The organism is Faecalibacter bovis (genome assembly GCF_017948305.1).
Classification (GTDB): domain Bacteria; phylum Bacteroidota; class Bacteroidia; order Flavobacteriales; family Weeksellaceae; genus Empedobacter; species Empedobacter bovis.
Genome location: NZ_CP072842.1, coordinates 277,946 through 290,301 on the forward strand (window position 1 = coordinate 277,946; position 12,356 = coordinate 290,301).

12 protein-coding genes are annotated in these 12,356 nt (G+C 32.3%); 6 read left to right on the top strand and 6 right to left on the bottom strand.

Features of this window, described 5'->3' with window-relative positions:
* The first annotated feature begins 8 nt into the window (after nucleotides 1-8).
* From mreC to rodA, 4 genes are read left to right on the top strand one after another with little or no spacing between them, the layout of a single operon-like run.
* Nucleotides 9-857 (top strand): rod shape-determining protein MreC, encoded by an 849-nt coding sequence (gene mreC / locus J9309_RS01325; protein WP_230476656.1) that lies wholly within the window; start codon nucleotides 9-11, stop codon nucleotides 855-857.
* Nucleotides 847-1,362, top strand: coding sequence for a rod shape-determining protein MreD (mreD, locus tag J9309_RS01330; RefSeq protein ID WP_230476657.1), 516 nt, complete (start codon nucleotides 847-849; stop codon nucleotides 1,360-1,362). Before mreC ends, mreD begins: the two co-directional genes overlap by 11 nt.
* The gene (locus J9309_RS01335) at nucleotides 1,359-3,293 is read left to right on the top strand and encodes a peptidoglycan D,D-transpeptidase FtsI family protein (protein WP_230476658.1); all 1,935 of its coding nucleotides are present in this window, start codon (nucleotides 1,359-1,361) and stop codon (nucleotides 3,291-3,293) included. The genes mreD and J9309_RS01335 overlap by 4 nt, the downstream gene beginning before the upstream one ends.
* A complete protein-coding gene (gene rodA, locus J9309_RS01340) occupies nucleotides 3,262-4,806 on the top strand; it encodes a rod shape-determining protein RodA (RefSeq protein WP_262897273.1) in 1,545 nt (514 codons plus the stop codon). The genes J9309_RS01335 and rodA overlap by 32 nt, the downstream gene beginning before the upstream one ends.
* A gap of 71 nt (nucleotides 4,807-4,877) precedes the next feature.
* On the opposite strand, the gene J9309_RS01345 is transcribed toward rodA, so the two are convergent.
* The 6 genes from J9309_RS01345 to J9309_RS01370 all read right to left on the bottom strand — a co-directional run bounded on the left by J9309_RS01345 (nucleotide 4,878) and on the right by J9309_RS01370 (nucleotide 9,684).
* The gene (locus J9309_RS01345) at nucleotides 4,878-5,327 is read right to left on the bottom strand and encodes a GNAT family N-acetyltransferase (RefSeq protein ID WP_230476660.1); all 450 of its coding nucleotides are present in this window, start codon (nucleotides 5,325-5,327) and stop codon (nucleotides 4,878-4,880) included.
* 56 nt (nucleotides 5,328-5,383) lie between these two features.
* Nucleotides 5,384-6,751, bottom strand: coding sequence for a dGTP triphosphohydrolase (gene dgt, locus J9309_RS01350; RefSeq protein WP_230476661.1), 1,368 nt, complete (start codon nucleotides 6,749-6,751; stop codon nucleotides 5,384-5,386).
* 98 nt (nucleotides 6,752-6,849) lie between these two features.
* The gene (locus J9309_RS01355) at nucleotides 6,850-7,665 is read right to left on the bottom strand and encodes a TPM domain-containing protein (protein ID WP_230476662.1); all 816 of its coding nucleotides are present in this window, start codon (nucleotides 7,663-7,665) and stop codon (nucleotides 6,850-6,852) included.
* A complete protein-coding gene (locus J9309_RS01360) occupies nucleotides 7,646-8,086 on the bottom strand; it encodes a TPM domain-containing protein (protein WP_230476663.1) in 441 nt (146 codons plus the stop codon). The genes J9309_RS01355 and J9309_RS01360 overlap by 20 nt, the downstream gene beginning before the upstream one ends.
* 4 nt (nucleotides 8,087-8,090) lie before the next feature.
* Nucleotides 8,091-8,651: a LemA family protein gene (locus tag J9309_RS01365; protein WP_230476664.1), complete on the bottom strand. Its 561-nt coding sequence runs from the start codon at nucleotides 8,649-8,651 to the stop codon at nucleotides 8,091-8,093.
* 160 nt (nucleotides 8,652-8,811) lie between these two features.
* Nucleotides 8,812-9,684 (bottom strand): LexA family transcriptional regulator, encoded by an 873-nt coding sequence (locus J9309_RS01370; protein WP_230476665.1) that lies wholly within the window; start codon nucleotides 9,682-9,684, stop codon nucleotides 8,812-8,814.
* A 126-nt stretch (nucleotides 9,685-9,810) separates the two neighbouring features.
* On the opposite strand from J9309_RS01370, the gene J9309_RS01375 reads away from it, so the two are divergent.
* Nucleotides 9,811-9,999, top strand: a complete 189-nt coding sequence (locus tag J9309_RS01375; RefSeq protein ID WP_230476666.1) for a hypothetical protein — start codon at nucleotides 9,811-9,813, stop codon at nucleotides 9,997-9,999.
* A 163-nt stretch (nucleotides 10,000-10,162) separates the two neighbouring features.
* A complete protein-coding gene (locus J9309_RS01380; RefSeq protein WP_230476667.1) occupies nucleotides 10,163-12,340 on the top strand; it encodes a hypothetical protein in 2,178 nt (725 codons plus the stop codon).
* Nucleotides 12,341-12,356: the final 16 nt, after the last annotated feature.

Sequence of the window (12,356 nt, forward strand, 5' to 3'; positions counted from 1 at the left end):
CTAGAACAATGCAATATATTCTAAACGCTATTAGGAAAAATGGTGTATTTATTATTTTCGTGTTTTTGGAATTTATAGCATTGTTTTTAGTCTTTAGAAAAAACATCTATCACGAAACAATTTTAGCTGAAGCAAGTACATCTTTTACAGGCTTTACTAATAATAAAATAGCTGCTGTAACAAACTTTGTAAATTTACCTTCTACGAACAAAGATTTACAGGAAGAAAATGCTATGCTTCGTGAACGTTTAGTACACTTAGGTATTAAAGACGCGCGCACAAAAAAATTCACGAAAGTTGATTCTTTAGGGTATCAACAAACTTATTCATTTATACCTGCCGAAGTAATTAATAATTCTATTATTAAAACTCAAAACTATATTACAATTGACAAAGGTCGTAAAGATGGAGTTGAAAAAGGTGATGGTATAATTACAAACAAAGGTGTAATCGGAATTATAACTTTTGCTGGACAAAAATATTCTAGAGCTATTTCTTTATTAAATAAAGATATTCGTGTTAATGCGCGAATTAAAGGAAATGAATATTTCGGAACTTTAATATGGGATGGAAAAGATGCACGTTATGCACAATTAACTGAGATTCCTAAGTATATTAAGGTAAATAAAGGAGATACAATTGAAACGGACGGAAAATCTCCGGTTTTCCCAGAAGGATTAATGATTGGTACAGTTATTAGCAAAGCTAATGATAATGTTACAGGCGAATTGAAAATTCAGGTTAAATTAAAACAGGATTTTGGAAATTTATCGCACGCATACGTTGTTACAAATCTTAATAAAATCGAAATTAAACAAGTTGAAAAATCTGACACAATCATAAACAATGTACAATAAGGATTTTTTTATAAATATCATCACAATTTTATTATTAGCGTTAGCTCAAGTATTTATATTTAATCATATTAATTTTCTTGGAAGCTATCAGCCTTATATTTACGTTGTATTTGTGTTATTTTATCCACCGTATCAAAGTCGATATCTATTATTATTATTAGCTTTTATTTTAGGTTTATCAATTGATATTTTAGAATATACAGGTGGAATACATGCTTTTGCATTAACATTTATAGCCTTTTATAGAAATACTATTATTAAATTACTAGCTGGAAAAGTGAATTTTGAAATGGAATATTTCAATTTCAATTCCTTTAGTATCTCACAATGGATTTTCTATTTAACTATACTAATTATTTTTCATCATTCGGTGTTATTACTTTTAGAAAATTTCAAATTCACAGGAATTCTAACTGTATTAACTAATGCATTGATTAGTTCGGGTATTACTTTTATTTTTGTACTTATTTATAAGATTTTATTTAAAAATAAAATTCTGGTATGAAAAAACTCTTAGTCGTATATACATTAATCCTATTTATAGTTTTTCTTTTTATAGGTCGACTTGCATACCTACAACTTTTTACTGATAGATATAAGTTAAATGCATTTAACACGTCTATCAAACAAGAAATTATTTACCCAAACCGTGGCGATATACTTGATCGCAACGGAAAGTTATTAGTTTCTAACACTTATTCTTACGAATTAAATGTTCTTCCAATGAAGATTGGAGAGGATTTCGATACTGTAAAATTTTCTCAATTAGTAGGTGTTACAACAAAGCAATTTGATTCTATCATCAATGCAATAACGAAAACAGAGGGGTTTAAAAAACTATCGCCTTATCCTTTCAAAAAAAATATATCGCGCGAAGATTATGCTCGTATGCAAGAGCAACTTTACTTATACCCTGCTTTTAGCATAATTAAACGTCCTGAACGTAAATATATGGTAGAAACTGCAGGTAATATTTTAGGATATATCAACGAAGCAAGTCCATCATATATTAAGACTGATTCTACGTATTATCAACCAGGAGATTTCGTTGGAATTACCGGAGTTGAAAAATCATACGAAAAAGAATTACGTGGTATAAAAGGAGTAAAGAATTGGATTGTTGATCGTACCATGAATGTTGTGGGTCCGTATAAAGATGGGCTACACGACAGACAAGTAAAAAGTGGTAAAACAATTCACCTTACGATTGATTACAGGTTACAAGAATTGGCAGAGCAAATGTTGCAAAACAAACGTGGAGCGATTGTAGCACTTGATCCAAATAGTGGCGAAATTTTAGCTTTAGCTTCTGCACCTACTATAAATCCAAACCATTATTTAGATTCAAAATTAAGGAATGCTTTAATCAATGATTCTATTTCAAAACCAACTTTCGATAGAGCCTTACAAGGTACTTATCCTCCTGGATCTACCTTCAAAATGTTAACTGCTTTGGCTGGTTTGCAAATGGGAACGATGACTGATTCTACAACTTATACTTGTAAACATGGTTTTAGGTACGGTCGTATGAAAATTGGTTGTCACTGTGGAAAATATTATTCGCCTCAAAACTTAGAATATGCGATTGGAAAATCGTGTAATAATTATTTTTCTGAAGCTTATCGTGATATTGTTAGAAAAAATCCAAACGATTATACCGAAGGTATGAACGAATGGGCAAATATTATGAACAGCTTTGGTTTAGGTAAATTTATGGGAACTGATTTACCTGTTGGTAACAAAGGATTAATCCCAACCGGAGAATTTTATGACAATCGTTTTGGTGAAGGAGTTTGGAATCCGTACCGAATTATTTTTAACGGAATGGGGCAAGGTGATATTAATACAACGCCATTACAAATGGCTAATTTTGCAGCAGCTATTGCCAATAAAGGATTTTTCTATACTCCTCATATTGTTCATAAAATTGAAGGTCAGCCTCTAAAGGATTCAAACTTTATTATTCCTAAGAAAACATTAGTTGATCAAAAACATTTTGAAACTATTTTACGCGGGATGAGAAATGTTTTTACAATCGGAACAGCACGAGCACTAAGCGTAAAAGATTTTACTCAATTAGGTAAGACAGGCACTTCTCAGAATTCACAAGGACAAGATCACTCTTTATTTGTTTTGATTGCTCCAGCTGATAAACCAAGGATTGTTGTTGCTGCAATTGTAGAAAATGCGCATTATGGTGCTACTTGGGCTGGTCCAATGACTAGTTTAGTAGCCGAATTATATATAACAGATACCATCAAACGTCAAGGAATGTTGACGAAGATGAAAAATGGAAATTTCCAAGGCGAATACAATCGTCAATGGATTAATTACTTAAAAAGAAAAGGTTTATACATAGAACCTGTAAAAAAAGATAGTACCGACACCTTAAAGAAAGATAGCATTGAGCCAAAACAGATTATTACAAGGAATTGATTGGACAGTAATTATACTGGGATTAATACTTTTAATCTTTGGAATAATGAATGTCTACAGTGTGGATAGTGAACGCGGAATTAAACAAATAATTTGGTTTTCACTTGGTTTAGGAATGATTTTAGGAATGATTGTGGTTAGTGGTAATAACCGTAACTTTTTTGAAACCTATTCTCCTGTTATCTATATCATATCCGTACTTTTGCTCGTAGGAGTATTATTAGTCGGTAAAGAAATTAACGGTGCAAAGGCTTGGTACAGCTTTGGACCAGTTTCTTTACAACCTGCTGAATTTGCTAAAATTGGAACCTCTTTATTGATAGCTAATTTAATCAATCATTCGGGGACAAATCTTAGAGATATTTCTTTTTTAGGTAGAATTGCATTAATTGTAATAATTCCTATTTCATTAATTTTGATGCAACCCGATTTAGGTTCGGTAATCATATTCTGTTCGTTATCCATTCCTTTATATAGGGAGGGATTTCATCCTATGATTATTCTAAGCCCAATCATTGCTTTAGTTATATTTCTTATTTCTATTGTTCAAATCCCATTTTACGTTCTATTAGTATTCGGATTTATTGTTTTGGTAATCGTTTTATTAATCTTATCATTCAATTACAACAAAGAGATTGAAGATGCATGTTATGGATCATTAATCGGATTGTTCATTTTCTTTTTATTACTAATTGGTTCAGCATATATCATTGGACAATTAGACGAAGAAACAAGATTAGGATTTGGACATCTATTCCCTAATCGGGCATTATATTTTAGTGAACCTATTTTCTTTAATACCTTAATTTTTGGTGGATTTGGTGCGTTAATTACTCTTATTCCTGTTGTAATTATGAAATTATCCTACGAGAAGGAAACTAGCTCATCTCCATTCAAATTACAATCAGGTGTTGCTGCGAATGTAATGACTGTAAGTATCATCACATCTATTGTTGTTTTATTGTTTACAAGTACAATTAGTTTCATATCACCTATTATATTCGAAAAGCTTCCAAAACACCAAAAAGAACGTGTAATGGTTTTATATGAAGGTGAAGCTAAATACCGTGATACATCTGGATACAACTTATTATATTCTAAAACAGCGATTGGTTCGGGAGAACTTTTTGGAAAAGGTTATAATGAAGGAACGATCAAAAGAGGACGTTTCGTACCTGAACAATGGACAGATTATATTTTTTGTACAGTTGGTGAAGAATGGGGATTTGTAGGAAGTGTTGGAGTTGTTATTCTTTATGCGCTTTTTATTGGAAGAATATTTTACTTGGCCGAAAATCAGAAAAATAAATTTGCTCGATTCTATGGGTATTCCGTAGCTTCTATTCTATTTTTCCATTATTTTATAAACATCGCAATGGTTATGGGGCTATTCCCTACCGTAGGTATTCCGCTGCCTTTCTTTAGTTATGGAGGAAGTTCGCTTTGGGGTTTCACAATCTTGATCGGAATCTTCTTAATAATCAATTATAGACAAAATCAAAGTTTGATTTAAAATTCATCTTTAATTTATATTTTACTCAATAAAAAACTCGATTCGTTAGAATCGAGTTTTTTAAATTTAACTTAAAAGTTTACTGATACATTCACCCATTCTGAGTCAAAATCAGCATTATATTTTTTATAAAAATTGATCGCAGGTTCATTCCAATCTAAAACTTGCCAAACAATCCCGTTGTATTTATTTTCTTTAGCGTAAACAATCAATTCGTCTAAAAGCAACTTTCCTATTCCTGCACCTCTCATCGATTCTGTTACAATTAAATCCTCCAAATACAAACGACGTCCTTTCCATGTAGAATAACGATCGTAATGTAAAGCGATTCCTACAATTAATCCATCAACTTCAGCAACCAAAGAACCCCAAACCGGATTTTTTCCAAATCCACATTCTTCCATTTCCTCTAAAGTTACTGTAACTTCATCAGGTGCTTTTTCGTACAACGCTAATTCTTTGATTAATTCTAAAATTCGAGGACAATCTTCTTTTATTGCTTCTCTAACTATGATATTCATTCGTTTATTTGATTTTGATTCTTAATTCCTTTTTAGAATTTATTGATATTTTAAGATCAAATTGTCATTCCAATTTCAATTCCTTTGATACGTCGATATAATTCTGTTGCATAATTATCTGTCATTCCTGAAACGTAATCCAAAATACCCATTACTTTTTGATACTTAGTTCCTTTTTCATATAAAAATTGATTTGGAACTAATTTTAAAGCTTTTTTCTCGAATGATTTGCGATCTGCTTCATCTTTAAGAATTGGAGGAATAAATTGCGATAATAATTCTGACATTACATTATAACCAGCATTTTCTATCTCTAAAACCGAACGATGATTGTAAATATTTTCACGAGAGAAACGTTGAATTTCAGTTAAAACTTTCTTTGTTTCGTTCACTGTTTCATCTTTTATAATATCTAATAATGCAGTATTAAATTCGCCTTTTACAATCGAATCAAAATTTTGCTGATAAACCTCAACAGATTTTTGAGTTAATAGATTAATAGATTTTGCTCGTAAATATGCTATTCTATCATTTTTATCAGTAATAGATTTAAGTGTAGATTTTGTTTTCTCAATTTGATCCGGATTTAAGGATTCAACCAAATTAAGAAATAAGCGTTTACATTTATCATGATCGATAATTCCTAAACGTTGCGAATCTTCCACATCAATAATGCTATAACAAATATCATCAGCAGCTTCTACTAACCAAACAAAAGGATGACGCTTATATATTATTGGTGAATCTGATTCTAAAATCATATTCGTTTTCTGAGCAATCGTTTTAAAAACATCTTTCTGAGCCTGAAAAAAACCAAATTTCTTACGATGTAATTGAGATTTGTCTTTGGCGATCGACTCACATGGATATTTTGCGATTGAAGCTAATGTTGAATATGTTAATCGTAATCCACCTTCAGATTTTCCGTTTTGCTGTTGAGTTAAGATTCGTATAGCATTCGCATTTCCTTCAAAATTGATTAAATCTCCCCATTCAGCTTCCGTAAAAAATGGTTTTAAATCTTCTTCATGACGATCAAAATAAGACGCAATCGCATCTTCTCCAGAATGCCCAAAAGCAGGATTTCCGATGTCGTGACACAAACAAGCGGCTGAAATTACATCATGCAAACTGTAATTATAAAAGTCATACGATTCGTCAGACAATTGATAATTTTCTTTCACAAATTTACCGACCAAATTTCCCATCGAACGACCTACCGAAGAAACTTCTAAGGAATGCGTTAATCGGTTATGCACAAATACACTTCCTGGTAAAGGAAAAACTTGTGTTTTATTCTGTAAACGACGAAAGGCAGACGAAAAAATGATTCGGTCATAATCACGCTGATATTCTGAACGTGCATCTGAAGTGTCGTTCGAATTACTACGTTGATTTGTATATATATGATTTAAAATATCCATAAATTAAAATAGAAAACTAAATTAAGGATTATTGTTTAGCTATAAAAAGAAAAATCCAGACTGAAAGTATTTCAATCTGGATTATAAAAATTTTAAAATTACCAACTTCCTGAGGCTCCACCTCCACCGAAGCTTCCGCCGCCAAAGCCGCCGAATCCACCGCCGCCAGAAGATCCTCCCCATGAAGAACCACCTCCGAAGCCACCGCTTCCAAAAATAGAACTTCCGGTATTCATGATAATAATATCGTCTAATAAACTTCTTTGTCTATGACCGCCGTTTCCACCGCCGCCGCCATTTCCTTTATTTTTTCTACCAAATATTACAAATAATATAAAAAGTACGAAAAAGACTAAGATAAATGTTCCAAACCAGTCCACCTCATATTCAGCTTCCTTTGGTTCGGCGTTATATTTTCCATTAAAATAACTAAAAATAGCATCAACACCTGCGTTTATTCCTCCTGCATAATCTCCTTGCTTAAAATGCGGAATAATTACTTGGTCAATAATTGATTTATTGATCGATGGTGGAAATTGAACTTGAGAACCATAACCTGTACGAATTGTAATTTTACGATCTTGTTCACTCAATACGATAACAATTCCATTATCTTTCCCCTTTTGACCAACTCCCCACTTTTCTCCAATATCATTCGCAAACATTTCTAATGGATAACCATCCAGAGATTCTACAGTTAAAACTAAAATTTGTGTAGAAGTAGAATCATTGTAAGCTACTAACTTTCTTTCTAGATCATTTAATTGCATCGCATCGAAAACTTGCGCATAATCTTGCACTAATTTTTTCGGTGGATTTTTAATTTCAACTAGTTCATAAGGTGATTGAGCAAATAGAGAAACAAGCCCTATAAAAAAGAAAAGTAAAAATTTACTAACTATAGCTAATTTCATCTGATATCTCATTTTGATCATCTTCCTGATACGGAAAATATTTTTTTAATGCTTCGCCCGCCATTTCAATCCCAACACAAAGACCTTTGGTATGTTTACCGTCTTTGAAGTGAGAAACGACTACGTTTTTAATTTCTTCCCAAAAATCATCTGGCGTTACCTGATCTATCCCTTCATCACCAATAATGGTAAAATTACGGTCGTAAGGAGCCACATGAAAAAGAACAGCATTTCTTTCTTTTGTTTGATGCATCCCCAATTTATTGAATACTTCTAACGCAGTTTGGAAATGATCGGTTGAAGATTCGAATTCAATATGAACTCGAATCTCACCGCTTGTATTTTTTTCGGCAGCTTGTATTGCCTCAACAATTTTCTGTTCTTGTTTTAAGGATAGAAATGGATTTTCCTTTCTTACCATATAATTAGAATTCTACTTTTGGTGCATTTTCAGTACCTGCAGCAGCCTTAAAGTATCCTTTTTCTTTAAATCCTCCAAAGTTTGCTATGAAGTTATTAGGGAAAACTTTGATATGTGAGTTAAATCCTTCTGCTGCTGTGTTATATTTTTTTCTTTCGTGCAAAACTTCAGCTTCCATACTTTCTATCGATGTTTGTAAGTTTACGAAATTTTGATTTGCTTTTAGTTCAGGATATCTTTCAACAGAAACCATTAAACGACTTAAAGCTCCACTTAATTGATCTTGAGCTGCTTGGAATTTTGCGATATTATCATCTGTTAATTGAGAAGCATCCTCTAAATTTAGTTGAGTCGAAGTAGCTTTAGCACGGGCTTCGATAACACCTGTTAAAGTTTCTTGCTCAAAATTAGCAGCACCTTTTACAGTTCCAACTAATTGATCTACTAAATCTGTACGTTTTTGGTAAGTATTTTCAACATTAGACCATTGTGCTTTAACTCCTTCTTCTAATGGAACCATTGCGTTGTATTTAGATACAAACCAACCTCCAATTACTAAAGCCAAAACGATGATAGCAGCTAATATACCACCACCAATTAAACATTATTAGGGGCTAAACGAAATATATAGGAAGAATAGGGATATTTTTGCCGAAATATTTTAATTAGCCTTTAATTTTGATTTAAATATTTTGAAGAAAATTAAAGTTAAAAGGCAGTAGTATTTAATTTTTGCCTTTTAACTTATCTTTTAAGTATTCTATATCTGCTTCTAAATCGCATACACGATCATACAGTATAGCTGGATCAGGTAACTCCCATCCAAGATACAGTTTAACCTCCCAGACTTCTTTTATCTCATCAGGTTGCAATGTTATATTGTAATATTCCTTTCTATTATCAGGCTTTAAGTATAAATTGCCGTATTTCTTAAGTCGATTTAAAACACGTTTAATCAGTACACCTTCTGCGTTATCTGATTCAGCTACAACAATATAAAGTCTATTATCTTTAATATCTTTTACCCAATTTTCAACCCATTCTCCTACTACATAGGATTTATCATGCAACGTTGGGTGCATTGAATGCCCATTAACCTGAAACATTCTAAATGTACCATTCTTTATATTAGGTAAATTATAAGTAGGTAGCTTCTTTATATATGTAGGATCTCCAAAGCCTGTTAAATAACCTGCCTGGGCTTTTACAGGAACCAATACGACATTATCATTACCCTGTTTATCTACAGTTACCACTTGTGGCATTTTACATACATATTCTTGTATAGGTTCTAAAAGTGTAAGGTTATTTGTATTTTTTGTTTCTTCTAAAAAACTTACACTTTTTCTTACATTTTCGTTATGTAAGGAATCTTGCATTTTTGGTTTATGCATTTCACCTTCACCAAGAAGCAACCATTCGAAACTTATTTCGAATTTTTTTGCGATTTTTTCCAACACACTGAATTTAGGCTCTGTCTTAGAAATATAATTTCTAACGTTAGCTTCACTTATATCCAGTTCGTTAGCAAACTTACTGTTATTGCCACCTGAATAGTATTCTACTAGTAATTTTATTCTTTCATTTATTGTAGTCATACTCAATTAATTAGAAAAATCTTTCGATTTATTCGAAAAAAAATTCGAAAAAATCTTTTTTATTCGAAACTTATTTCGATATTTGTGTTGTTCTAACAAGACAAAAGTAAAATAAATAATTGATATATGAGCACAATAGTAGAAAACGCTCGAAGCAATAAGATCTGGCATCTGCTTCATAAAGCGACAGGTTATAGCTCTAGTTACTGTAAAAAGGTTGTTACAGGAGATCGGAAAAAAAATTCTGAAGGGGCAAAAATGATAATTGAAAAGTTCAATGAAATTTCAGAAATACTTGAACCCTGTAAAAACTAAAAAGAATTAAATCTCAGGACTGGTTGTATAATCTTTTACTGTTAAGACGGAAAATATAAAGATGGAAGAATAAAATACTGCCTGCCACCGCACAAACAGAGGGCAATATTTTTTAAGGTTCGAATCCTTACTGAGAACAAAGTTTAAACACAACTTAAAAGAAATGAATTTACTGAATAACGACATAATCATACGCAAGTATAAAGACGAAGAAAGCCTTTGGATTTCTCAACGTCTTATTATGCAAGTATGTCAAATTTCAGAGGAATACACTTGGCGTGTACGCAATATGTATAAAAAATCCATTTCTAAAGGTTATAAATACGGAGATTATTTGCCTGAAACGGGTAAATCTTGGAGATGGGCTAAGGTAAAAGGTCAATTTTATTATGACTATGATAATATCCCAGACCGTAAACCTACACATTACAGATCAAAATTAGGTACAAAGCATGAGCTTTTACAACAGTACGAAGCTCTGCTGAGTGCCAATGAAGGAAAAAAAGAAGATTTAATAAAGAATACGATAATAGGTCAAGTTTCAGTATTAGTTAATAATAATGACATCGCTTATTATATGTATGATGCTCATGTAACATTTACAAGAAAGCAAGCAGAACAAATGGCATTAGCCAAAGCTTGGTGTATTTGGATGTTAAAGCAATTAGAGAATGATAATTATAAGGCATTAGGAATTTTAAAGAAACAAGATTTCTTTTCGATTTGCATTAGCATCATTTCTCCAATGCAGTTAGAAGGTTTTAAACCAAAATCAGCTGAATATTTAAGAAACACAATTTTATATAAGTTTCCTACTGATAATATTCTTGAGCAATTAAACTTCTTTATTTCGGATAAATATGGCAATCAAAATGCCTTGGTAGTTGGTAAATATCCAATTTTTAGTGAAGAAACTGGAGAGATATTTCAGTTTGATATTCATCAAGCGATCATGTTCAACTTATATATGAATCCTGGATCTGCAACTAAAGAATATTTACACTCCTTATGGGAGGATAAATACTGCAAGGACATTGTAGAATTTGGAATGCAACCTATTTCTTATAGAACATTTTGCCACCATTTATCACGATTTAACAACGAAATCAAAACAGCACGTGAAAGACATGGTGTAGAGCATTATAAAAAGAATGTACAAACCTATGTAACGGCTGAACGATTAAAATATGCGCACTCTTTGTTTTGTGCTGATGGTTCAGGAACGATCAACTATTCTTATGTAGATAAAAAAGGAAAGCATAAGACAATGAAGCTTTATGTCATCTTAATTACAGATGTCGCTAGTAAAAAAATTGTGGGTTGGGCTCCAGCACCAAAAGGATCACACAAAGAGACACCTCAAATGATGATGGATGCCGTAAAAATGGCAATTGAGAATACAGGTTATCAAACCATGTTTGAATTTATTGCAGATAACCACGGAGCATTTAAGTCAGCTGAGAGTAGATCATTCCTTAATATGATTTTTAATAAAGTAAGATTTATTGAAAGTGGTAACTCGCAGGCAAACCCAGCTGAAACACAGTTTAGGTTGTTTAAACGTAGTTTAAAAGATATAAGTTCTTTCATTTCTACCAGTTGGGATGCAGGTATCGAGGGCCAAGCAAACCCTGATTATTTAAAGCTTGACGATTTGCCTTGTTATGAAGATGCTTGCATCTTAATGAATGAATTAATTAAGAGATGGAATGATACAAAACAACGAGATCAAGTAACACCAAACGAAAGATACGAACACAATATTCATCCGAATTGCCAACCAATTAATCCAATTGTATTACGCTACTTATTTGCGAATCATACAGAGGTTAATTTAAGCTATATGAGAGGATTTGTAAACGTATTTAAAACGAAAGGTTATAACGAATCGACAATGTATCAGTTTGAAATTCCTGATTATGGAGCAAACGGTACGGAGCAAATTGCCAAAGCCATTGGATATACAGCTAATGCAAAAGTAAAAGTGGTTTGGGATGAAAATGCAGCCGATTTATACACTTTAGAAGGTAAATATATCTTGACTTGCTTACCAGCAATGAAAGCAGTACAGTCTCATGCAGAGTTAAACGATGAGTTTGCAAATGGTTTAGACCATCAAATGGGACGTAAAAATGCTCAAACGAAAGCAATTGATGAGTTCCAAATGGCTTTAGAAGAAGCTTTTCAAGAACTAGGATATAGCCAAAATATGGCATTTGGAGGGAATAAAGAGAGCTACAACGGCTCGCAAGTAGTAAAAGAATCGAAAAAACTTAATAATAAACAAACTAAAACCAAACGTCGTGTTGATCGCGACTTCAATGAAGACGAATGGTCTTAGTCTAATAAAAATTCGT